The sequence below is a fragment of the Hirschia litorea genome (assembly GCF_042665075.1).
GTDB classification, from domain to species: Bacteria; Pseudomonadota; Alphaproteobacteria; order Caulobacterales; family Hyphomonadaceae; genus Hirschia; species Hirschia litorea.
Window position 1 is genome coordinate 162,070 of record NZ_JBHTBR010000005.1, and the last position, 24,134, is coordinate 186,203.

At 46.9% G+C, this 24,134-nt stretch carries 24 protein-coding genes; 5 read left to right on the forward strand and 19 right to left on the reverse strand.

What is annotated here, in order from left to right; translation table 11 throughout:
- Window positions 1-54 precede the first annotated feature (54 nt).
- The 5 genes from ACFQS8_RS09515 to ACFQS8_RS09535 form a co-directional block, all read right to left on the reverse strand.
- Window positions 55-723, reverse strand: a complete 669-nt coding sequence (locus ACFQS8_RS09515; RefSeq protein WP_382167089.1) for a YiaD family glycine zipper/OmpA-like lipoprotein — start codon at window positions 721-723, stop codon at window positions 55-57.
- Window positions 724-942: 219 nt separating this feature from the next.
- Entirely contained in the window at window positions 943-2,484 is a 1,542-nt protein-coding gene (locus ACFQS8_RS09520; RefSeq protein ID WP_382167090.1) for a 2-isopropylmalate synthase, read from the reverse strand.
- 290 nt (window positions 2,485-2,774) lie between these two features.
- Window positions 2,775-3,515, reverse strand: coding sequence for a TVP38/TMEM64 family protein (locus tag ACFQS8_RS09525; protein ID WP_382167091.1), 741 nt, complete (start codon window positions 3,513-3,515; stop codon window positions 2,775-2,777).
- Between the two features lie 125 nt (window positions 3,516-3,640).
- Complete coding sequence (locus tag ACFQS8_RS09530; RefSeq protein ID WP_382167092.1) at window positions 3,641-4,093, reverse strand: DUF3617 domain-containing protein; 453 nt, start codon at window positions 4,091-4,093, stop codon at window positions 3,641-3,643.
- 131 nt (window positions 4,094-4,224) lie between these two features.
- Entirely contained in the window at window positions 4,225-4,920 is a 696-nt protein-coding gene (locus tag ACFQS8_RS09535; RefSeq protein WP_382167093.1) for a rhomboid family intramembrane serine protease, read from the reverse strand.
- A gap of 282 nt (window positions 4,921-5,202) precedes the next feature.
- On the opposite strand from ACFQS8_RS09535, the gene ACFQS8_RS09540 reads away from it, so the two are divergent.
- Entirely contained in the window at window positions 5,203-5,757 is a 555-nt protein-coding gene (locus ACFQS8_RS09540; RefSeq protein ID WP_382167094.1) for a hypothetical protein, read from the forward strand.
- Window positions 5,758-5,782: 25 nt separating this feature from the next.
- Here the strand turns inward: ACFQS8_RS09540 and ACFQS8_RS09545 are convergent, their stop codons facing one another.
- From ACFQS8_RS09545 to miaA, 6 genes are all read right to left on the reverse strand, one after another.
- Window positions 5,783-6,019 carry a hypothetical protein gene (locus ACFQS8_RS09545; protein ID WP_382167095.1) on the reverse strand — a complete coding sequence of 79 codons (237 nt, stop codon included), beginning with the start codon at window positions 6,017-6,019 and terminating at the stop codon, window positions 5,783-5,785.
- Between the two features lie 182 nt (window positions 6,020-6,201).
- A complete protein-coding gene (ilvC, locus tag ACFQS8_RS09550) occupies window positions 6,202-7,221 on the reverse strand; it encodes a ketol-acid reductoisomerase (protein ID WP_382167096.1) in 1,020 nt (339 codons plus the stop codon).
- Between the two features lie 29 nt (window positions 7,222-7,250).
- Window positions 7,251-8,375: a WecB/TagA/CpsF family glycosyltransferase gene (locus ACFQS8_RS09555; protein ID WP_382167097.1), complete on the reverse strand. Its 1,125-nt coding sequence runs from the start codon at window positions 8,373-8,375 to the stop codon at window positions 7,251-7,253.
- Window positions 8,376-8,378: 3 nt separating this feature from the next.
- The gene (gene ilvN / locus ACFQS8_RS09560) at window positions 8,379-8,963 is read right to left on the reverse strand and encodes an acetolactate synthase small subunit (protein ID WP_382167098.1); all 585 of its coding nucleotides are present in this window, start codon (window positions 8,961-8,963) and stop codon (window positions 8,379-8,381) included.
- Window positions 8,964-8,986: 23 nt separating this feature from the next.
- Window positions 8,987-10,774 (reverse strand): acetolactate synthase 3 large subunit, encoded by a 1,788-nt coding sequence (locus ACFQS8_RS09565; protein ID WP_382167099.1) that lies wholly within the window; start codon window positions 10,772-10,774, stop codon window positions 8,987-8,989.
- 216 nt (window positions 10,775-10,990) lie between these two features.
- Window positions 10,991-11,926 (reverse strand): tRNA (adenosine(37)-N6)-dimethylallyltransferase MiaA, encoded by a 936-nt coding sequence (miaA, locus tag ACFQS8_RS09570; protein WP_382167100.1) that lies wholly within the window; start codon window positions 11,924-11,926, stop codon window positions 10,991-10,993.
- A gap of 58 nt (window positions 11,927-11,984) precedes the next feature.
- On the opposite strand from miaA, the gene serB reads away from it, so the two are divergent.
- Window positions 11,985-12,872, forward strand: a complete 888-nt coding sequence (gene serB, locus ACFQS8_RS09575) for a phosphoserine phosphatase SerB (RefSeq protein WP_382167101.1) — start codon at window positions 11,985-11,987, stop codon at window positions 12,870-12,872.
- Between the two features lie 11 nt (window positions 12,873-12,883).
- Here the strand turns inward: serB and ACFQS8_RS09580 are convergent, their stop codons facing one another.
- From ACFQS8_RS09580 to hflK, 5 genes are all read right to left on the reverse strand, one after another.
- Window positions 12,884-14,305, reverse strand: coding sequence for an alanine/glycine:cation symporter family protein (locus tag ACFQS8_RS09580; RefSeq protein WP_382167102.1), 1,422 nt, complete (start codon window positions 14,303-14,305; stop codon window positions 12,884-12,886).
- Between the two features lie 49 nt (window positions 14,306-14,354).
- Entirely contained in the window at window positions 14,355-14,678 is a 324-nt protein-coding gene (locus tag ACFQS8_RS09585) for a winged helix-turn-helix transcriptional regulator (protein ID WP_382167103.1), read from the reverse strand.
- Window positions 14,679-14,754: 76 nt separating this feature from the next.
- Window positions 14,755-16,248 (reverse strand): Do family serine endopeptidase, encoded by a 1,494-nt coding sequence (locus ACFQS8_RS09590; protein WP_382167104.1) that lies wholly within the window; start codon window positions 16,246-16,248, stop codon window positions 14,755-14,757.
- Window positions 16,249-16,455: 207 nt separating this feature from the next.
- A complete protein-coding gene (hflC, locus tag ACFQS8_RS09595; protein ID WP_382167105.1) occupies window positions 16,456-17,403 on the reverse strand; it encodes a protease modulator HflC in 948 nt (315 codons plus the stop codon).
- Window positions 17,403-18,503 carry an FtsH protease activity modulator HflK gene (hflK, locus tag ACFQS8_RS09600; protein WP_382167106.1) on the reverse strand — a complete coding sequence of 367 codons (1,101 nt, stop codon included), beginning with the start codon at window positions 18,501-18,503 and terminating at the stop codon, window positions 17,403-17,405. The genes hflC and hflK overlap by 1 nt, the downstream gene beginning before the upstream one ends.
- Window positions 18,504-18,581: 78 nt before the next feature.
- Between hflK and ACFQS8_RS09605 the strand changes: the two genes are divergently transcribed.
- Both ACFQS8_RS09605 and ACFQS8_RS09610 read left to right on the forward strand, forming a co-directional pair.
- Window positions 18,582-19,817 (forward strand): Mrp/NBP35 family ATP-binding protein, encoded by a 1,236-nt coding sequence (locus tag ACFQS8_RS09605; protein WP_382167107.1) that lies wholly within the window; start codon window positions 18,582-18,584, stop codon window positions 19,815-19,817.
- A gap of 191 nt (window positions 19,818-20,008) precedes the next feature.
- Window positions 20,009-20,854, forward strand: a complete 846-nt coding sequence (locus ACFQS8_RS09610; RefSeq protein ID WP_382167108.1) for a hypothetical protein — start codon at window positions 20,009-20,011, stop codon at window positions 20,852-20,854.
- A 61-nt stretch (window positions 20,855-20,915) separates the two neighbouring features.
- Here ACFQS8_RS09610 and ACFQS8_RS09615 read toward each other — a convergent pair whose 3' ends face one another.
- Both ACFQS8_RS09615 and ACFQS8_RS09620 read right to left on the reverse strand, forming a co-directional pair.
- Window positions 20,916-22,163: a DUF4189 domain-containing protein gene (locus ACFQS8_RS09615; RefSeq protein WP_382167109.1), complete on the reverse strand. Its 1,248-nt coding sequence runs from the start codon at window positions 22,161-22,163 to the stop codon at window positions 20,916-20,918.
- A 40-nt stretch (window positions 22,164-22,203) separates the two neighbouring features.
- Complete coding sequence (locus ACFQS8_RS09620) at window positions 22,204-22,704, reverse strand: dihydrofolate reductase (protein WP_382168594.1); 501 nt, start codon at window positions 22,702-22,704, stop codon at window positions 22,204-22,206.
- Between the two features lie 191 nt (window positions 22,705-22,895).
- On the opposite strand from ACFQS8_RS09620, the gene ACFQS8_RS09625 reads away from it, so the two are divergent.
- Entirely contained in the window at window positions 22,896-23,531 is a 636-nt protein-coding gene (locus tag ACFQS8_RS09625; protein ID WP_382167110.1) for a VUT family protein, read from the forward strand.
- A gap of 99 nt (window positions 23,532-23,630) precedes the next feature.
- Here ACFQS8_RS09625 and ACFQS8_RS09630 read toward each other — a convergent pair whose 3' ends face one another.
- On the reverse strand, window positions 23,631-24,110 hold the full coding sequence (locus ACFQS8_RS09630) for a hypothetical protein (protein ID WP_382167112.1): 480 nt from the start codon (window positions 24,108-24,110) through the stop codon (window positions 23,631-23,633).
- Window positions 24,111-24,134: the final 24 nt, after the last annotated feature.

Sequence of the window (24,134 nt, forward strand, 5' to 3'; positions counted from 1 at the left end):
AGGCGCGACCTTCCCCAATGGATGTCGCGCCTGATTAAAAATATAAATATGCTGCTAGCCAGTGTATGGCTCAAGGCGAATTTCAACACGCCGGTTGCGTGGCTCATTCACACCATCACCAGTCGGCACCTTCAACCGGCTCTCACCATAACCAGTCACAACCAACCTGCCACCCAGAACACCTTCTTGCATCAAGCGGGCCGCCACATTGTTTGCACGTGCCTGTGATAATTCAGCATTCTTTTGATAAGAACCTACTGTATCAGTGTGCCCATCCACATATACGATCGTCTTGTTAAACTCTTGGAGCACAAGACCAACATCTTGTAATACATAATCAAAATCAGTTGTTACCTCTGCCCGTCCTGTCGCAAAAGTAATATCTCCAGGCATAACAAGCTGAATTGTATCCCCAACACGCTGAATACCTACGCCAGTTTCGTCCAAACGTTCACGCAATTTCTTTTCTTGTTGGTCCATATACCGCCCTGTCGCGCCACCAGCAACAGCACCAATACCCGCACCAATCATCGCGTTCTTCGCCGCTTGTTCACCGTCAGACGTATTTGTAAGCGCACCTACGACAGCACCACCAAGCGCACCTATAATAGCGCCTTTTGTGGTGTTAGATGTTTTCGTCTCGCGAGAATATGGATCAGTTGTTTGACACCCAGCCACAAGAATGGTCGTGCTAAGCGCAGTGAAAGCTATAAGATTTTTCATGATTACTCCGTAAAGCGGAAAGTCGGAAAGTAGGCCTTTTGCTCATCTAATCAAATTGCGGCCACATGATGTTACTAACGCTCTGTATCGCTCTAAAGTTCCATTTTTGATCGATTCTTTTTTACGTTGGATGCGAACTTCGAAATTTTACCAGAAACAAAAAAAGCAGCTCCCAAAGGAGCCGCTTTTTCAATATCTTCTATATCTCATCGTGCCCCATCAAGCATCAACATTCGTGCTTTTCTTGCGACGAATTTCCAACTTGTTGTAGGCGTGAATATAAGCCTTAGCTGCAGACACCAGAGTATCTGGATCAGAGGCCTTACCCGTAGACACCAAACCGTCTTCGCTTAATCGCACAGATACCGTTGCCTGCGCATCTGTACCTTCTGTAACAGCGTGTATCTGAAACAATTCCAACACGGAATCATTCTGAACAATTGACCTGATTGCTTTAAACACAGCATCGACTGGACCATTACCTTCTGCACGCGCAGCTTTAATATCACCCTCAACAGCCAATTCGATCTCAGCAATTTGCGGACCCGATGTCCCTGCGACAACCTTTAGACTATGTAGAGATACAAGCTCTTCAGCACCTGACAATTGATCATCGACAAGAGCTATAATGTCTTCGTCGAACACATCTTTTTTCTTGTCTGCAAGGTCTTTAAAACGCTTGAACGCATCATTTAGAGCGTCAGCATCTAACTCATATCCTAAATTCTCAAGCTTATCACGAAATGCATTACGACCAGATAATTTCCCCAAAACAAGAGATGTTGCAGACACACCCACGTCTTCAGGGTTCATAATTTCGTATGTCTGATTGTTCTTGAGCATTCCATCTTGGTGGATACCGCTTTCGTGCGCAAAAGCATTCTTACCAACGATAGCTTTATTATATTGAACAGGAAAACCAGTTATCTGAGATACACGTTTAGAAGCACGAGATAATTTTGTCGCATCAATCCCCGTCTGATAGGCAAAGGCGTCTTTGCGCACGCGCATTGCCATCACAATTTCCTCTAGCGCCGCATTTCCAGCACGCTCACCCAAACCATTTATCGTACACTCAACCTGTCGCGCACCACCTGCAACTCCAGCAATAGAGTTTGCAACAGCAAGCCCCAAATCATTATGGCAATGCGTTGACCAAATAGCTTTGTCCGAATTGCTGACATTCTTAATAAGGCGCTCAAATAGGTCTCGATACTCCTCTGGGTGAGAATACCCTACGGTATCAGGAATGTTAATTGTGGTTGCACCTGACGCAATCGCAAGATCAGCGCATCGGCACAAGAAGTCAAAGTCTGTACGCGTCGCATCTTCAGCTGACCATTCCACATCATCAACATATCCACGTGCCTGACTTACAGAACGTCCTACCGCTTCAAGCACGGCATTCTCGCCCATTTTAAGTTTATGCTTCATATGGACCGGGCTTGTCGAAATAAATGTATGAATGCGCGGACGTTCAGCTTTCGCGACCGCCTCTCCTGCACGCTCAATATCTCTAGGCACCGCACGCGCTAGACCGCACACCACAATTTTTGAAGCGCGCGAAGCAATTGTGCTCACACATTCAAAGTCACCAATGGATGCAGCTGGGAAGCCAGCTTCAATAATATCAACGCCCATGCTTTCAAGCAATTCGGCAAGCTCTAATTTTTCATTCAACGTCATAGACGCACCGGGAGATTGCTCTCCATCACGCATGGTTGTGTCGAAAATTCGGATTTGGCTGTTATTCTCTGTCATATCTATCGCTCAGATTAAAAGTTGGCGCGGATTATTTTTTCTTATCTGCACCCCTGAACGCGCGCTGGATTTACCAGCTACAGGTCGTACGCGTCCAGGGGCTAATCAGTGACAGCCCTGCAAGACGCAGTAAGGATAAAAGAGTTAGGGTCATTGGCGTTATATCCACGTCCCCGCACACAAAGTCAAGAAAGAGAAAACCTCTGCCGCACACAATTTTTGCAAAAACAGTACTTAAACGGTGATTTTCTTCCTACGGAGAGCCAGAAAACACCTCAAAGTGAGACAGTCTACTCAACATCTGTCGGGGTAACGCTCTCAGTTGGTTCGCTTACACGACGTCGCGCAAACAACATCAATGGCACCCAAATAACGATCGAACCCGCCACCGCAGCTACGGCAATCCACGGATTTCCCTTGAGTACAGCCGTTGCGGCTTTTCCAAAGAAGTAAACAAGTGCGATTTTTGGAAGAATACCAATCGCAGCTCCTGCCATGAAACGACTAAATTTAGCGTGGCTGACCCCAAAGGCCATATTCACCACAATGAATGGAGCCGTCGGCACATTTCGAACTATCATAGAAGCTAGAAAATCATTCTTCCCAACGAAAACAGACATTCTGTTTATTGTGTCGCCGCCATACTTACGAACAGTTTCAACGCCGACAAGACGACCTACCCAGAATGTCATCGCCATTGAAACCATTGTAGCAACCCATGCATACGCACTCCCCTGAAATGGACCAAAGGCGACAACCGCCAACCCGATCAATCCAAACTGAGGGGCACCTATAAACGCCATAATACAAAACAAGATGATAAGCGCTGGCAAACCAAATGCACTTCCACGCAATGACATCAGCCATGTTTGCATGTCTGCCATAAGCCCCTCATTAGGATCACCATTCATAAGAACGAGTTTTCCAAATGCTAAAATAGCGGCCACAACAAGAAACAAACCCACCGTGACGAACACGGCGCGCCAAGCTGATTTATCCATGCGATTGAGAAATGAAAATATGGGTGTCATTCGCGCCCTTTGCCGTTCACGCGCGGTTACGTCAAGTCTGTTTTAGAGTCTTGCTATCATATTGGATAAGCTGTCGCGTAATAGACGCAGTTTTGCAAACATCTATAGACGATATAGTCCGCGCCTTATTTACAAGCGCCAACGTGCTTCGCATCGGCTTTAATCGTAAACGGAGCCATCATCCCATAGAGAGACGCCGCACCATTCGCGCTTAAACTGATTGTTTTGCCTGTCGTCGACAATTTTCCGTTTGCAATACCTTTAACATCACCATCACAGTTTAGTTTAAAAGCATAGCCATCGGCGTTTTTCGTAATATCCGCCATTGCACACTGCCCAGCAAGATCATCAGCGATATCTTTCAAAGAGATCGTAGCATCTTCTGGAGTAACGCATTGAGTTTCGGTCGACGTTATCGGCGCAGGACCGATCATGGTTTCATGGGTCCATTCCCAGGCTCCTGGCTCTATCTGGACAGTATAGCCTTCCTGATTTGCGCTCGGAGCCGCAAGTGCCGCTGACATTGCGAGTGTAAATGCTGCTGCAAGTCCCCCAAACATTGTAAGTGGTTTAACCATCGTCTGCTCCGCCTCCATCTTCAAAGGCAAAGCCTTTATTTTGGTCTTCAATCTAAAATTATGTCCGCCTATATTCACCGGAGAATGCGGCGACAAAGCGGCTTATTTCATACGTTTTGACAGTAATTACATTAAGATTCAGCAACATCACGACTAAACCCAAGCGCCATCAAAGCACCCACAATATAGCCTCCTACATGTGCCTCCCATGCGATAGCACTCCCCAAAAGCGCCGGACCAGCGAGAGCTAACATCACATTCCCCACAAGGAAAACAGCGCTATATATTCCAAATTGGCGTGATAAAAAATGCCCTTGCGCCATAAATAGAAAAGCCGCGCCAGTAAGCCCAGATACAGCCCCTGAAGCCCCAACAGCAATGGATGCTTGTGATGGAAGCAATTGACTTAAATAAAGATAAAGCAACGCTCCCCCGATTTGTGCGCCCGCATAGACAAGGAGAGTACGCCACCACCCCAATACACGCACCACACCTGATGCAAAAGCCAACGCGAAAACAGAATTCATCAGCACATGCGCCCAATCAGCATGCAACAGTCCATGACCTATAAAAGGGAGTGCTTTTCCTATCCAACCATCATATGCATATCCGGAACCCGCTTCCGCAAAAAAACGCTCAGGAAATAACGCATAGTCAATCAATATCCCGTTTTTCACTTGATCTGATTGCACTGAGTATAAAAAATACAATGCGACCAACCCACCACTCAATAACACCATACTCAACGGCGCATTAAACATAGGCTCTCTTTTGGGCTGCAAAGGTACGCCATTTTCATCGTCTATTGGCGGCATATTATTTCCCATGTTTCAAAACACCTGCAAAACTCACTTGTGATACATGTAAGGTAATTCACGCAGATAAACAGCCTCCGGCTCTTAAAATAGCAAAGCACCTTCCTAAAATACGGCGATTGTATGCAGGCTAGAAACAATAGCCCTAATGGAATTAGCACCTGTTTTCAAAGCTAATTGTTGCCTTCCTTAATATTAAGTGCCAGCATCAAATTTGAGGAAACGACCAAAGGAAAATGACGCAAAAGCGTATATGGGGTGTGGTCAAAAGTGTTGATTTTATAGGGGTATAGAATGACGAATTTCGTAGGCAAAGCAGTTCTTTTAAGCGCAATGATGGTAACGGGTTTGATTACTAGCGGGTGCGCGAGCACATCAACCAGCACACTTCTTCCAACAGATATTCCCTACCTCTATGGACCAACAGCAATGGACATGCCCGTTAGCGCGAGTGCAAATAGCCAGCGTTGCGACGCCATTTTTGAAGAAATAAACACACTAAACACAGGTCTTGGATCAACCACTTCCGAAGAAGCACCCGCCCCCGAAGCCACTGCTTCTGACCGTGTTTTAAACTATGCAAAAGACTTCGCCTTAGAAACAGTCAAAGGCCCCTTCCAACCACTCCTCCAAACAAAACGCGCGATATTTAACGATGAAGAAAAAGCGCGTTTGCTAGATGAAGGCGAAACTCGCGGCCAAATTAGACGCGCATACTTAATGGGTCTAGCACGCGGTATTCCCTGCGCAAACAAGCCAATGGAAAGCCTAATTCAAGCTTCTTCCGAACCAGAACCTGACACGCCAGCACTTGGCATAGCGTCGCTAACGCCCGTTCTTGCTCCCTAAAACCTATCTAACTCACTACCTATTGCTAAGCAGAAACGATCTGTTGCATTTCCCATTTAAGCCATGAGCGATGCGCTTCTAACCGTTCAACAAAGCGCAGATCGGCATTGGGTTGCAACAATACTTCATCGCGCCATTTTTGAAGAATTAGGTCCTGCGTACGCAACCAATTTAAAAGGTTTTCCTGCATCTCGAATGGCAGGAACGCCGAAGAACAGCTTGGACGATTACTCGGCTGACTATCAACTTTTGGCAAAGCCATCTGGATCTCACTTGTTTAAAAATCATTATTGCGAATAATTCTCATTATTAAATACTATTTCTAAATAGCAAGCCCTAAAAGCTCAATCACACAAAAAAAGCGCATATCCCTTCAAAAGGGATATGCGCTTTTCCAAAACCTACATCTTTAAAAGTTGTGGGATTTAATCGTCAAAAACCCGCTTAGTTGCGGTTTTTGTCAACCAATTGATTTGATTTGCTCCACTGCATCATACCGCGAAGTTTTTCACCAACTTCTTCAATGTTGTGCTCATTCATACGCGAACGCATAGATTTAAAGCTCGGTGCACCAGCTTGGTTTTCAAGAACCCAATCACGCGCAAATTTACCGTTCTGGATGTCTTCAAGAACAGCTTTCATAGCTTTTTTCGTTTCAGACGTCACAACACGAGGACCAGACACATACTCACCATACTCAGCAGTGTTTGAGATTGAGTAATTCATGTTGGCGATACCGCCTTCATAGATAAGGTCCACGATAAGTTTTGTTTCGTGAAGACACTCAAAATATGCCATTTCTGGCGCATAACCTGCTTCAACAAGTGTCTCATAACCAGCCTTGATAAGCTCAACGATACCACCACAAAGAACAGCTTGTTCACCAAATAGGTCAGTTTCTGTTTCTTCTTTGAATGATGTCTCGATCACTCCTGCACGTGTGTTACCGATCGCTTTTGAATAGCTAAGCGCAACTGCTTGCGCTGTACCTGTCGCATCTTGGTGGATAGCAATAAGACCAGGCAGACCAAAACCCTGCTGGAATTGACCACGTAGTGTGTGACCAGGTCCTTTAGGAGCTGACAAAGATACATCCACATCTTTTGGCGGCTGAATCAAATTGTAATGAATGTTGAAACCGTGGCCAAACATGATGTGCTGACCTTTACGAACATGCGGCTCAATTTCATTTGCCCAAAGAACAGCTTGCTTTTCGTCTGGCACAAGGATCATCACAACATCAGCCCACTTAGTGGCTTCAACCGGAGTCATTACTTTAAGACCTTCAGCTTCAGCTTTTGGCTTAGATTGTGAATTTTCTTGCAAACCAACAACTAGGTTTTTCACACCGCTTTCGCGCATATTCAAAACGTGTGCGTGCCCTTGTGAACCATACCCAATAACAGCCACTTTTTTAGACTGGATCAAAGATAGGTCCGCGTCGTTTTCGTAATAAACTTTCATTCTCGTCTCTCCGTTGGAACATCCGTGTTCTAGTTATGAAGCGCAACGGTATTCAGATTTTCAAATCTGGATACCACAAGCAAACTTCGCAATTCTGAGTTTAAATTAATAAATACTAACTTCGTTGATTGTTGAGCTAATTCAGCTTCCAGCACCAATAAGTGACCAAGCGTTGCACCGCCTACATGATCCACATCCTTCATATCTAAATAAAGGTTTTGACCCGCAACTAATTCACTTGATTGCTGAATAATCTCGTTCATTTGTTTGAGTTGAAAATGTCGAGGCCAGCTAATTTTAAGGCCGTCTTCAACAACCTCAAAGGCACACGCATCATATCCACCCGATTGAGCAGCTAGATTGGCTGAGCGCACTTGCAAAGCCTCGTTCAGGAAACGTGGCAAACTAGACGCATCTTTCCAATAGCGCTTCCATAAAGAAGGCTCGGCATATATCCGATAGGCCCATTCCAAACCATTGCCAGCCATCCATTCAGGTGCTCGCCGAATTGTACCTGCAACAAAATCAACAACTGCGCCCAAATGCGCGATTACCGGAACCTCCAATTGCTGAAGATTGTGCGATATCCATTTTTGTCCTTTCATCGCCCCAAGAGCAACGACAACAAAATCTGGTTTTGCTTCATTTATGGCTTCAATAATCTCAGGCCGGCTCATTTCTTCCACAGAGCCAAATCCGGGATTGATAAACCCCACACCTTCCATACCCAAGTTTTCAGAATTAATCTGATTATGGGCACGTTCAGCAGCTCCATCTCGACCACCAAAGAAGAACACACGTACACGTTTCTCTTTTGGCAATGATCGCCTCCGCAACCTATCAAACACATCGGAACCTGCTACCCTTTGCGTTAAGGGTGCGCCCTGCATTTGCGCAAGTTTAACGATAGGCATTCCATCTGCCACACTCATATCCGCTTCATTAATAAGCTGACGAACAGCAGTATCTTTTGAAGCCTCAACGAGCCAATCAAGATTAGGCGTGACAAATGACAATCTCTTACGAGTCGCAATTGCGTTATCAATATTCGCAACCGCTTCATCAATACTCAGAACATCAATAGCAACACCATTGACACTCCAAAGCTTGCGCATGCGACTATCAGAAACACACCGATCAGGTTGCATCAGCATACTCTACCGTCCTGCACCTGCATATGGACCACGTTGCAATGATAAAACGCCCGTGCGGGAAACTTCGACCAAACCAAGCGGCTCCATCAACTCAACAAATTGATCAATCTTGCTGGACGTACCCGTCACCTCAAACACAAAACTCTCATTCGTTGTATCTATCACATTGCTGCGGAAGATTTCAGCAATACGTAACGCTTCGACGCGCTTCTCGCCTTTGCCGGCAACTTTCACCAGTGCCAATTCACGCTCAATACCTGAATTCGAGTTGGTAATATCAATCACACGCGCGACAGGCACCAAACGCAATAATTGCGCTTCAATTTGCTCAAGCGTGTGGTTCGTTCCACTGCTTACAATCGTAATACGCGATGTATGCGAACCACGGTCAACTTCAGCAACGGTCAAGCTTTCAATGTTATAACCGCGTGCAGAGAATAGTCCCACTACCCTTGCCAGAACTCCAGGTTCGTTATCAACAATTACAGCCAATGTTCGCTTTTCAATAACATCGGTATCATGGTGCAAGTCATAAGCGGAAGCAGGCTCCATAGCATCCTGCATGGCTTCAATTTCAGCGTCTGTCATTTTCGTAATTCCCTCAGCCACGCCTATACCAATTGCTTTCCAGCTTCATCAATCTCATCACCCTTAATATCAGAAAGGATCATGTCATTGTGAGCTGCACCCGATGGGATCATCGGCAAACAATTTTCTGCTTTTTCCACCATACAATCAAATAATACGGGACCATCATATTCGATCATCTCTTTAAGCGCATCATCAAGCTTGGTCGGATCATCACATTTGATCCCTTTTCCGCCCAATGCTTCGGCAAGCTTCACAAAGTCAGGAAGCGCATCTGAATACGAGCTAGAGTAGCGCTCTCCGTGCAATAATTGCTGCCACTGACGCACCATGCCCATCCATTCATTATTGAGAATGAAAACCTTCACGGGCAATTTGTGTTGAACTGCAGTCGAAAACTCTTGCATGCACATTTGGATTGATGCTTCACCTGCAATATCCACAACCAATGCATCTGGATGCGCCTTTTGAACACCAACAGCTGCCGGCAAACCATATCCCATTGTCCCAAGACCACCGGACGTCATCCAGTGGTTTGGTTGTGAAAATTTGAAGTGTTGGGCTGCCCACATTTGGTGCTGACCCACTTCAGTTGTGATATAGACGTCATCGCGGTGTTTCGTGAGTTCATACAAACGTTCGATTGCAAACTGCGGTTTAATTACCTCAGTTGAGCTTGGATAATCAAATGACTTAAAAGCACGCCATTGTTCAATTTGCGCCCACCACGCTTTAAGCGAAGGTGTTTTCTTCTTTTTCTCTTTCCAGCCCTCAAGCAATGCCTTCAAAGCTTGCCCACAATCTCCCACGACAGGGACATCCACGCGCACGACCTTATTGATAGAAGATGGATCTATATCAATGTGGATTTTCTTGGAGTTAGGAGAAAACGCATCCAGACGCCCAGTAACACGGTCATCAAAACGCGCGCCCACACAAATCATAACATCGCAATCATGCATTGCATTGTTAGCTTCATATGAACCATGCATGCCCAACATGCCGAGGAATTTATCCCCTTCACCAGGATATGCACCAAGTCCCATTAAGGTTGATGTGATGGGAAAGCCAGTTTCTTCAACCAACTCACGTAAAATTTTAGAAGCTTCAGGGCCAGAATTGATTACACCGCCGCCCGTATAGAAAATAGGCTTAGACGCTGTTTTCATAAGTTCCAAAGCCTGCTCTATTCGTTGGGCTTTCGGCTCATAGCGCGGTTGATAGGTACGGTGCTTAATAGTCTCAGGACCAACATATGTACCAGATGCAAATTGAATATCTTTAGGGATATCAATAACAACTGGACCAGGACGTCCCGTTGTCGCGACATAAAAAGCCTCATGCAGAATACGCGCAAGATCATTCACATCTTTCACAAGATAATTATGTTTTGCACATGCGCGCGTTACACCAACAGTATCACATTCTTGAAATGCATCAGTCCCAATCAGATGCGTGGGAACCTGACCTGTCAAAACAACCATAGGAATTGAATCAAGCATCGCATCTGCTATCGGCGTCACCATATTGGTCGCACCGGGGCCAGAGGTTACAAGTGCCACACCGCACTTGCCTGTTGAACGTGCATAACCTTCTGCAGCGTGCCCAGCACCTTGCTCATGACGCACCAAAATGTGCTCCACAGCATTCTGGTTATAAATGGCGTCATAGATTGGCAGCACTGCTCCGCCCGGATACCCGAAAACGGTATCAACATTCTGGTCTGCTAAAGCACGAAGTACAATTTCTGCACCTGTGATTGTTTTAGCATCTGCGTTTTTTGCTTTAGGCGGTTTATTCTTGGGAGCCATGGGGATCTCTCCGGAATTTTAGTTTTAAAAGATAAATTTAAGCGATCGGCTGGGTAACGCAGAACTACGAAAAAGGGCTCCAGTTAGGAGCCCCAATTTCAAAACCCGACATCCCCTTCCGCGTTAAGCGAGGGATGCCGGGCTAATAACGAGTAGTACGATAGATGCGTTGCGCATGATCTTTCCCAAAATTCTGTGAGAAGGGCTTTAGCCTTTCTAATTGGCCGCGTCAATCGCATGATGAATAGAACATATCACCTTTTTTCTTACTTCTACGCATTTTGATGGAATACGTGTCCAAGTTGGGAACTGATGTGCGATCCACGTAAACTGACGCTTGGCATACCGCCGCGTATCCCTTTTGCCACGCTCAATCGCTTCTTCAAGTGAAACCTTTTCTTCAAAAAACTCACAAAAGCCCGGCATTCCATGTGCACGCATTATTGGTAGGTCTGCTGGAAGCTTACGTTCAAACAAAATCCGCGCCTCATCTGGTGCACCGGTCTCAAGCATGCGGTCAAACCGCGCCTCAATTCGCGCATAAAGCTCCTTGCGTATTGGTGTCAGCGCAAAGCCAACCCATTCATTTTGTTTCAAAAAAGCAGGTTCCGGTGTTTGAAAAGACGTTATCGGTTTACCTGTATGATAATACACTTCCAGAGCACGCGTCAGCCGCTGTATATCTAACGGCTTGATCCTTGCCGCCGCATCAGCGTCAACACGCGCCAGCTCAGCATGTGCTGCCGCACGATCCGCTTCCACCTTCGCGAGCACCTCCCGCTTTATCTCTTCGGGCACATCCGGCACCTTAGATAAACCATGCACCAGAGCAGAGAGGTATAATCCCGTCCCACCTGCCAAAATAGGCACTTTTCCGCGACGGCGAATATCTTCTATCTGCGCACATGCGTCTTTGAGCCACAGTCCAGTAGAATAACGCTCTGCACCGTCTACATGACCAAACATATGGTGGGGGGCTTGTGCAATCTCTTCAGCTGAAGGTCTTGCAGATAAAACCGAAAGGTCTTTATACACCTGCATTGCATCGGCATTGATGATTTCACCATCAAGTTCTTTTGCAAGCGCGATAGATAAATCTGTTTTTCCGCTTGCAGTTGGGCCGTGGATCAGTATTGCTGGCGCCGTTCGCACGTTGAGCTTTTCCTTTTAAGCTTACCGCACTACTCCTAACTTGAAGGGTACGGGTTTTATGAAACTTGTTATCGCCGCAAAAAAATCTGACAACCTGTCAACCGCAATTGAACGCATTCTTACAGATGCAAACGGAGCTTTTGGCGATATTGTTAGCCTTGGCGGAGAGAATTGGGAATGTAAAGAACGCAGCATTGAAGACGATGCCTGGCAAGACCTAGCCGAAGATGTCTACATTCAACTCAATGCTTGTGCCGCTGAGTTTGCATTTGTGCCAGACGAAAACCGCAAAAAGAAACTCCTAATCTCAGATATGGACTCAACCATTATCGGTCAGGAATGTATTGACGAGCTTGCAGACTTTGCCGGCAAAAAGGATGAAGTTTCAGAAATCACTGAACGCGCAATGCGCGGCGAACTAGACTTTGATGGCGCGCTAACGACCCGTGTCGCCATGCTTAAAGGCCTCTCAACTGATGTCCTTCAACAATGCTTCGAGCAACGAATTACTTTGAACGATGATGCACGCACCCTTGTGCGCACAATGTCAGAGAACGGCGCACGCTGTGTCCTCGTATCGGGTGGCTTTACATTCTTTACTGAACGCGTCGCCAAACTAGCAGGCTTTCACCACCACCGCGCCAATACGTTATTGATAGAAAACAATGCGCTCACTGGCGAAGTTGGCCGCCCCATTCTTGGCCGTGAAGCAAAACTTATTGCGCTAAACGAAGAAGCCGCAATTGCTGACGCAACATCTGCTGATGCGCTCGCTATCGGTGATGGTGCCAATGACTTAGCGATGATCGAAGCGGCAGGTCTTGGCATCGCATACCGCGCTAAGAAAGTTGTTTCAGAACAAGCAGACATGGCAATCAAAGGCCCAAGCCTCATCCCAGCGCTCTTTTTCCAAGGCTATAAAGAGTCTGAATTCGTTACCGACTAATGAGCATTCGGCTAGTCCTCATGGCTAGCCAGATACTTTTCCCGCTTTGGCCAATATTCCTTCAGATCTTTTTTCACTTCACCTGCAAGAAAATAAAGACCGATAAGATTTGGAATCGCCAACACAAAGTTCAAACTGTCTGCCAGTTCTATCATCTTATCCAAAGGAATAACGGCTGCTGCTGCAAGCTGGATACAATAGAAAATCTTGTATCCCATGATTATTTTTTTGCGTTCCCCCACCAGATAGGTGAAGCCTTTCAAACCATAATAGAACCAACTAATTATCGAAGTGTAGGCAAACAGTATAACCGACACCGTTAGAATAATTGGAAACCATGGCAGCACTGTTGAAAAGGCATTTGAGGTAATAACCACCCCTTCACCATCTCCCAAATATGCACCCGTTACGACAACAATAATTGCCGTCATAAAACATACGATACAGCTATCTATCAGTGGCTCTAAAAGGGAAACAAACCCTTCTGTTAGCGGTTGATCTGTCTTCACAGCAGAGTGCGCAATCGCTGACGTACCAAGCCCTGCCTCGTTGGAATAAACAGCGCGCTTAACACCCGCAACCAAAGCACCGATAATGCCACCACCAACACTTGTGGGGTTGAAGGCTTCACTGAAAATCAACCCAATTGCGCGAGGAACTTCAGCCGCATTCACGCCTAAAACAATAAGACCACCAATCAGATACAAACCACACATGGTCGGCACGATTTTTTCCGCCACAGCCCCAATGGACTTAATGCCACCAATGATCGCTGCACCAACCAATGCAGACAGCACAATTCCATACAATAAGGGCTGATCTAATCCTGTCGCATGCGCGAACTGGGCATGACTTTGATTGACCTGATACATATTGAGGGATGCAAAAGGAAATGCCACCGCCACCATCACGGCCAATACGCGCCCTGTACGCGGCATACCTTTATTCTTCAAACCTTTAGACAGGTAATACATGGGACCACCAGACACAGTCCCATCTTCATGCACATCACGATATTTAACTGCCAAGGTACATTCAACAAACTTTGTCGACATCCCAAAGAAGCCAGCTAATACCATCCAAAGTGCTGCCCCCGGACCGCCAATTGAAATGGCGATCGCAGCACCAGCAATGTTTCCAAGTCCTACTGTACCGGACAATGCCGTTGTTAGAGCTTGAACAGCGGAAATCTCACCGCCAACCCCTGCTTTAGGTTTTCGCTTGAGCAACTCAATCGCGTGCTTAACACCACGAAAATTGATCCCCCCTAAATACAGCGTGAAAAACAGCGCAGCACAGATCAACCACACCACAATAAGAGGTAGCTTTGTGCCATTAATCATCACCGAATAAAAAACGATTGAATCAAGGAAACCAGACACGGGTGCCACCACAGCATTGACACCATTGCCTATCATTTCTGAAATCGACACAATTATTCCCCTTTGCCCGCTTATCTATTCATATATAGATGAGCCAAGATTAGTCTTTGGGCTGGATACATATTCCCCAATCCCGCATTGCTTTGAAAATGGGCCCCAGTTTTTTGCCCGTTTCAGTCATCACATATTCAGCGCGCGGTGGATGCTCTTCATAATAGCGGCGCACTAACAGGCCATAATCTTCAAACAATTTCAGTCTATTTGAAAGAGTGTTAGGGGCAATTCCTTCCAAAGTATCCTGCAATTCTTGAAAACGACGTGTTTCATGCACGAGAAACTCATAGAGAATCTCCGCAGACCATCGCAAACCAAGAATACTGGCAGTACGCGAGACCGGACATGAAGGAAGCTTGGGATCTGTCATAAATCAAACATAGCTAGATTTACCAACGCCACAATATATGGCGTCGGAATTCTCTTTTCCCATTTTACTATTAATTTTATCCGTCCTGACGGGTGCGTATTGATCTAAATGTCGTGTCACCATCACGGTAAAATTGCAATAAAACCGGCTCACCCCGACCTGAAACGATTTCAGCCTCTGCTATCGCTTCATCAGGTGTGTTCACCGCAAGGAAGTTCACCTCAACGATCACATCACCTTTTTCGAGCTTTCCAACCGCGTCTGAACCTGGCTCAACTCGCACTACCAGCACACCATTTACTGATGCTGGAATTCTATAGCGCCGGCGGTCTTCATCGCTTATCCGCGTTAGCTCAACACCCAATAAATTACTCAACTCAGGCCCGGTATCATTACTAGGTGCTGGCTTTGATTGAACGTCAGATTCCATCAATTCAAGTGAAACAGAAAGTTCCGTATCTTTCTTTTTCCGTATCACAGACATTGCCACAGGCGTTCCAATCGGCGCACTCGCAACAATCGTTGAAAGGTCACGCGTTTCCTTGATATCCAGCCCGTTAAACTGCGTAATCATATCGCCAACTTGCAACCCAGCACGTTGAGCTGGACTTTTATCAGTCACATGGATCACAATTGCGCCAATCGCTCTATCGCGCCCATAACTACGCGCCAACTCAGGTGTTACACCCTGCACACGCACACCCAACCAGCCACGCTCTACGAGGCCCTTATCTTTCAACTGACGGACTATATCTTTGGTTAAATTTGATGGCACCGAAAAACCGACACCGACAGAACCACCACCACCACTTGGCGAGTAAATCGCAGTATTCACGCCGATCACTTCCCCCTTCAAATTGAAGAGCGGACCACCGGAATTTCCTTTATTTATGGACGCATCCGTTTGGATAAATGCATCATATTGGCCAGCATTGATATTACGATCACGCGCAGACACTATCCCCGCTGTTACCGTACCGCCTAGGCCAAATGGATTACCAATAGCGACAACCCAATCTCCAACAAGCGCCGTATCTGAATCACCCAAGGGCACAGCAACAAGCGCCGCGTCGGATGTTACCTTCAACAATGCTAGGTCTGTTGCCGCATCACGCCCAACCAATTCAGCGGCCAATACTGTCCCATCAGATAAAACAACGTCGATCTCATCGGCAGCTTCAATCACATGGTTATTCGTCACCACATAACCGCTCTCATCAATGATAAAGCCCGACCCTAGTGAAGACTCGCGTTTTAAACCGTCTCCATCGCGGTTAAAAAACTCATTGAACTCTTCAAGCGGAGACCCTTGTCCAAACCCGCCTACTTCTGATCCAGACCCCATTGTCTGACGTGTAGAAATATTCACAACTGATGGCATTAAACGCGCAGCAAGTTTGGAGAAACTATCAGGTGCATTATTGGGCGATTGCGCAGCTTGCACACCTTCAATAGGTGCCGTTTGAGCGAATGCGGAACCAGTCGCGGACACAACAAGACTTGCACTCATCCACAACGCCTTGGCTATTGGCGTAGAATAACGTGTTTTGGGCAAGTTGGGGTGACTCATATTCGACTTTCCTTCATTCCAGCACGACTCCGATTACGCGTTTGCGCATGGAAACTCAATCATATCTCAAAAATATATCCGCATTCTGCCTGACGGGGATAACTTATTCAAAAAAAATGCCGTCCAAACCATGCACGGTCCGGACGGCAAAATCATGGCAGACCTAAATAGTCAGCACTTAAAGGCATTTAGCCTCAAATGACTGAACTATTTTTTTCCGTCCTTATTGCTAAAATAGCCAAAGAAATCACTGTCAGGTGATAACACCATCGGAGTTCCCGCTTTCACACCTGCTTTATAGGCATCCATAGAACGGTAGAAAGAAAAGAACTCAGGATCGAGATTATAAGCACCCGCATAGATCGCGTTACGCTTGGCATCTCCATCACCTTTGATGATCTCAGATTGCTCTTTTGCTTCAGCTAGAAGAACAGTCGCATTACGGTCAGCTTCCGCTCTAATCCGCAAACCCTGCTCTTCACCTTCCGCACGAATTTGCGCAGCTTCTTGGTTACGCTCTGTCTGCATACGCGTAAACACACGCTCAGAGTTCGCACGCGGCAAGTCAGCGCGTGTGATACGCACATCCACAATCTCAATACCATATTGCTCAGCACCACGGTTCAAGATGTCACGAATAGCTGTCATCAATTCAGCCCGTTGCCCAGAGATAATATCAGGCGTTTTCACATCACCCAAAACCTCACGCAAAGCTGCTGTCATAATGCCTTGAAGCTGCGCAGTTGCACCTGCCTCATTGTTTGCAGAACGGAAGAATTGTAGAGGGTCCACAATTTTCCAACGCGCAAATGCATCCACGATCAAACGCTCTTGGTCTGCCGCAATAATTTCCTGTGATGGAAGCTCAAAACCTAGGTTTTTCTTGTCAAAGATAGCCACGTTTTGAAGGAATGGCACTTTAAAATGCAATCCAGCCTCAGAGTCAGCTTTATCAAGGTTATCATATTCAATCACAGCACCATCTTCGGCAGCTGCTGAAGACGCACGCTTAGGCGCGTTGATCACACCTTGCGCTTGCCCCAATTGAAGCAAAATCGCCTGTTCATCGACACGAACAATGTAAAATGAGTTGAATGCGATAATCGCACCTAAACCCACAAGAATAAGCGCAAATGGCCCTAAAATCTTACCCATTAATTTGCCTCCTTACGACGAAGCTGATCAAGCGGAAGATATGGCAATGCACCAGAATCACCATCAAGAATCATAGTGTCTGAGCGCCCCAAAACTTCTTCCATCGTCTCAAGATACATACGCTCACGTGTCACGCGAGGCGCTTTACGATACTCTTCGTAGATCAAGCGGAAACGTTCCGCCTCACCTGTCGCGACAGAGATAACTTGAGAACGGTATGCTTCAGCTTCTTGAAGTAATTTTTCAGCCTCACCACGTGCACGCGGCACAACGTTATTTGCATACGCTTTGGCTTGGTTGATTGTTGTTTCTTTATCTTGTCCCGCATTACGTACATCGCGGAACGCATCAATAACTTCTGCCGGCGGGTCAGATTTAGCAACGTTGATTTCAGTAATCTGAATACCAGCACCATAGCTATCGAGCGTATCTTGCATCAATTGCAAAACACTCGCGGCAACTTCATCACGACCACTCGAAATAATCGGCACAAGATCACGCTTACCAACAACCTCACGCATTGAGCTCTCGGCTACAGCACGCAACATATCGACAGGTCTTTTCACATTGAAAAGGAAATCTTGAGGGTTCGACACCTTCCAGAATACTTTAAAGTCAATATCCACAATATTGGCATCGCCTGTAAGCATCTGGCCTTTTGCGCCCGACCCTACTTCAATACTTTGGATTTTGTTCACAGGTACAATCTGGTGCGTCTCAATTGGGTCAGGGAAACGCAATTGAAAACCAGGTCCACGTGTTGAATGATACTCACCAAAGCGAAGCACAACAGCTTGCTCTTGCTCATTCACCTGAAACACACCAGTCGCAACCCAACCTACAGCAGCAATAACAGCAAACAGCGCAAATCCTGCACCATTAAATCCACCGCCGCTTCCTTTGCCGCCTTTTCCACCGCGACCGCCACCCTTGCGACGATTTGCAAACTTCTCTTGCATTTTGCGTAAACTATCCTCTAGGTCTGGACCTTGCTGTCCATTATCGCCCGGACGCCCCCAAGGACTCTTATCTTCGCCGCCAGATCCTGTAGGACCATCGCCCCACGGACCTTTGCCGCCCTTATTATCGTTCCAAGGCATTTACGCCACTCCTTTCGGATTTATAAGTTTGCACTATATCAACTATCTAATATCGTTTAACTTTGGAAAGCTTCAACCGTGACAAACACGAATTCTGGCCTCAAGCAGACAGTTCTAGACGTTCTGGACAAAATTATACACCCAGACACGGCAAAAGGTCTCGTATCCTCCCAGAAAGTTCAAGGTTTTTCCCTCCAAACGGGAGAAAGCGGCGACGCAAAGATCGGTTTTATCCTCGAAATTGATGGCGGACCGTCTCCCCTAGCTGATTCTCTCAAGCAAAAAGCGGAGAAAGCTGTCTTAGATATTGATGGAATTGAGGCTGTTACAGTCATTATGACATCGCACTCAGACCGCCCTCAAGCGCGCGCGCCTTCACCAGAAAAAACTGCTCAAAACGCCCCTCTTGCTTCCGGCGCATCTCGACGCATGCAAAAAGGTGATAATGTTGCCGCACAAGATTCAAAACGTCCTGTCCCAGCAGGTGGCCCTTCTAAAGCGGCCCCTCCTGAACGCGCAAAAATCCCCGGCGTAAATGCCATGATAGCCATTGCCAGTGCTAAAGGCGGAGTTGGAAAATCAACAGTCACAAGCAATCTCGCCATTGCATGCGCACAACTCGGCTTAAAGGTCGGAATATTAGATACAGACGTATACGGCCCTTCCCTACCCACAATGTTTGGAACGGCTAAAACATCCCCTGAGCAAGGCAAAGACGGCAAACTCATTCCAATAGAAGCACACGGCATAAAAACAATGTCGATTGGATATCTTGCCGATACCGATGCGCCTATGATTTGGCGCGGGCCTGTTGTCGTCTCTGCGATTAATCAAATGATGCAAGATGTCGCGTGGGCTGATTTAGATATTTTGTTTGTAGACACCCCCCCAGGCACAGGAGACATCCAATTGTCGCTGGCACAGCGCGCCCCTCTTACCGCCGCAATTATCGTTTCCACTCCGCAGGAAGTTGCTCTTGCCGATGTTCGTCGCGGCGTTGCAATGTTCCACAAAACCCACACCCCCGTACTTGGCATTATTGAAAACATGGCGTGGTTTGAAGATCCTGTAAGCAAAAACCGATCTTACATTTTCGGTGAAGGCGGCGCACGTCGTACTGCCGAAGCATTGGAAACACCGTTCCTCGGTGAGTTGCCAATTGTGCAATCTATCCGAGAATCAGGAGATGCAGGCACACCCGCCGCGTTGAAGGCTGGCCCAGTCCAAGACAGTTTTCGCCTATTAGCCGAAAAGATAATCGCCTCATTGGAGGCCCCCCTTGGGAAAGCGCCGCCGCAAATCATCTTCGAATAAACATCCTAATTAACCCTATTAAGTGCAAAAACTCCCGTCATTCGTGCATTTTCTCACAGAATATTAAGCCGAGCCTATTTATTTTAACCCTTTTTTAGGGTTTGCTACAGGTTCGGCCTCTTCATTGCAGGAGGTATCGGTCTAGCAGAAAGCTATATTCGTTTTCATATCGCCTCGACGGAGCCTAGCCCATGACGTCTTTAGCCTACCCAATCCGTGGAAAATTTTGGCCACAGGATGCTTTTGGACGTGTGTTAAATGCTGCCGTGAAGCGTGAAGACCTCAACCTTCTATGGTCAAATCTTTCTGAAAGCGCAGTCGATGTTGCGCATGCACGTTTTGGCGATGATCTACACAGCGTTTATCTTTCTGGCCCAGCAGCACGCAACCGCCCAGGTGGTGGCTCCATCATGATTGTGCTCGCACCGCACGTAAAAGCTGCCAATATTGATAATTGGGCATTGCCAGCCGCAGAAGAATTACGCCGACTACACAATTGCAAATTTGGCCTCAATATACATGTCTTAAAATGGCGGGATGTTTTCTGCCCAATGGGTCAAACATCACCTTCAAAATTCCGTCTTAGCGTCAATTCAATTTGTATTGGCGGGCGCAACATCACCCGCCTCATTCAACAACTCAGCATCAATGAAGCCGTTGCGAACCCAATGTTGGTGAGTTTTGAAAGCCGCTTGCAGGATGCAAAACAAAAAACGCTTCTTTCAGATAGCCGCCGCGTCATTCGCTCTGTATCTGCAAATGTAGGCCACGCTGTCGTCTCCGCCGGATATGCAAGCGTCATGGCTGCCGAACAAGTCTATACTGAAGACCTAGATATTCGCCGCGACATCTTCACCTTGCACCACCCCGACCACAAAGACGACATTCAACGCGCCTATGACATGGCCGCGCTACCATCTTATGACCCGGTGCAAGTGCGCGCTTTCATAAATGAAGCACGAGATTGGGTTTTGCCAATCGTCAACACTTGGCTCAACACATATAATCCAGACCGTATGGACTTGCTTAACGTTTAGCCTGCTACATCAAATCCTCGCTTTAATGGCGTCAGCTTAACCTGACCAGCAATGGATACATCTACTCGTCGAAGGCGCAAAATTCTGTGTGCACACGACACGCATTTCCGACACCACGCTCTAGATTACATTCACGCACAGCATTGACGCGCGCGGCAACCGGATCTTGTGCTGTGGCTATGCCCCAATATCGTGCGTCAAATGCAGATTGTGCGTTAAACACATCTTCCTTTGCCATCGCATAAGCAACACACCCATTGAACACCTGCACCACACCGCACTGCTGGCCAGTTGCAGAACAGTCCCTCAAGGCAAGCTGCTGGGCTATCTCTTGGGTATCAGCCCCCTTGGAGACGCCGACATCCCCCATAGCAGACCGCGCAAAACTTCCCCAGAGCTGACTAAAGCGTGGCTTAACCTCTATCCCACAATGGGGATACAAGGCGTCACGCCCCGCCACATCATCGTAATTTAAGCCACGTCGCCACAACCCTGGCGCATGCACATTACGGCGCACCATCACAGCACTTCCCGCGACATTTCGGGATATCTTCAACCCCTCACTTGCCGCCATACAGTTTATCGGCATCGGATTATAGGGAATATCGTCTGCATCAATGTTTAAGGAGGGCTTTTCTTCGGGGTGTCCTAAACCAAGTGCATGACCAATTTCATGGAAGATAAGTGTCGGAAAATGCACACATTCTGGGCGCATCATCTCAAAACTCTCATCAATATAATAACACCGCTCTTTGTTTACCCGCACATCCGCACTTTCAATACGGTCACGCACCAGCGTGGAACGCTCATTGTTGGATAAAGTGACGTAATCAATCGGCCGATCATAAAAAATCGTATATCCATTCATCAGTGCATTTCGAAAATTCGGGAACTCCATCGCGGTCGAGGCATAAAAATCTATCTCAGCGCCTTGGTCAGTTTCTCCTAATACGGCCAATGGAAAAGCCGGACTTATCCGCCCCGTCACATCAGTAAATCTCAACACAGGATGCCCATCACCCCATCGCGCCAAGGCTTGAGAAATCATGCGCTTTGCATCATCACAGTCTGAATCATCCACAAAGTTTATTGTGCAAATACTTGAATCTACAGAATATTCTAAACCACCGCCCAAGCCGCGCTGCCCCGTCTCCACCAAGGAACCCGTAGTCATTGCCCATCTGGACGCCCGCTTTAGGTCTTCGATCGCATTTCCCGTCGATTTACGCGGCCCCTCCACAACAAACGCCATTGCAGAAGATACCAAACACACACTTAGAGCGAACCAAACAGCGATTAGGCGATGCATACTTCTCTTTCAAATTATTCTAACCAAAGCAAAGCTCTAGCTATTTCGACTTGCGCACCAACTTCTTCATTACAAAGGCATGATCATTATCTGCATCTGCTTGCTGGCGGGTTTCCTCAACACACTCCCACACACTAGGATCAATTTGAGGAAAAAATGTGTCCCCCTCCGGCGCTGCATCTACATCCGTCACATACAAAACATCGACTTCTTCAAACGCCGCGCGATAAATGGCACCACCACCTATAATCATCACTTCATCAGCACCAGTTTTGTGGGCAATCGTGCGCCCCGCTGCAATAGCGACACCAATACTGGGAAATACACGCGCACCTGCCGCATCAAATTCATGCTGACGAGATACCACTAAGTTAGCCCGCCCTTTCAACGGCTTAAAAGGCAAACTTTCCCACGTTTTTCGTCCCATGATGACTGGTTTGCCAAGAGTCGTTGCTTTGAAAAACTGCAAATCCCCTTTCAACCGCCAGGGCAAATCACCGTCCACACCAATCACACCATTGCGTGCCCTTGCTACAATCATTGCCAGTTTGGGTGTCGTTGAGGAATCGTGTGTCAAATTACTTCTCTTTGTTTTGTGCTCATCAGTTTTGCGTGCATCCGCCTGCTAAACTTGTATTAATATTCACTATAACTTGACTAAACGCCCGCAAGCGTTTGCACAATAAAACAATTCAGTCACACTCATGAAACAACAAATTCAAAGCCGAAATCATGGATTTATCGACAGCTACGGCCATTACCCCTCTTGAGACACTCATTAGCGCCATCGCCTACCGTTCCCCCGAACACCTCGCCTTCGTTTTAATGGGGTATGCACTCACATTCGCTGTTTTATGGAGTTTAGGCGGGCGTGCATGGGCAATGATTTATGTGGCGCTCATTCCTTTTGTGAACTGGAGCTTTGGCTGGGCTCCTAATATCTCCCTTCCCTTCGCACCCGAATTTGGTTTCAACCCAGTAACTATTGTTACGGGTTTAGTACTGGTCGTTCGAGATTTCACGCAGCAAGAAATGAAACACCGCGTTTTATTTGCTATGTTAATTGGCGTCGGATGGTCTTTTTATTATGCAAGCCCCAATATCGCGCTTGCATCAGCAACCGCTTTTGCCATCGCTGAACTCGTAGATTGGGCGCTATTTACATTCACAAGATTCAGGCTCTCTACGCGCATCATGCTTTCAAGTGCGATAGCGGCTCCATTGGATACAACTATATTTCTGATCGGAGCCAAGTTTTTGACATTCCCTAACTGGGTCATGTCCATCATCGGAAAATTATTCGGCGCAGCCATAGTCTCCGGCATTGTCCGCACCCGAGAAACGCATGCTCAAACCCGCACATTTTAAAATTCAAAATTACCCAAAAATAAAAGGCGGTTCCCTTAAAAGGAACCGCCTCTCATAATTCTTATTCAGTTAGAAAACTGAATAAGCTTTAATTCAGATCTAGTGACCGTCTGTGTGCTTGTCAGCTTCAGCTTTTGCAGCATCAACAGCTTCACCAGCTTTGTCAGAAGCGTCTTTTTTCATGCCGTCCAAAGCAGAAGCTGCTTTGTCTTTAGCATCGTTTGCAACTTCACCAGCTTTATCAGCAGCACCTTCAACAGCTTCGCCAGCTTTGTCAGCAAGGTCAGCAGCGCCATCAACAGTAGCGTCTACAGCATCACCAGCAGCAGCAGCAGCTTTGTTGGCCACTTCACCAGTAGCTTCCGCAACATTACCTGCAGCTTCTGTTGTTGCATCAGCAACATTGCCAGCAGCTTCTTTAGTTGCGTCTACAGCATTACCAGCAGCTTCAGCTGTTGCATCAACAGCGTTTCCTGCAGCTTCAGCAGCACTGTTTGCAGCTTCTTCAGCTTTTTGACAAGCAGACAAGCCAAGCACAGAAGCAGCAGCAACGAGTAGCAATTTAGATTTCATGTTCATCGGTATAGACCCCCTTCGGTCAAG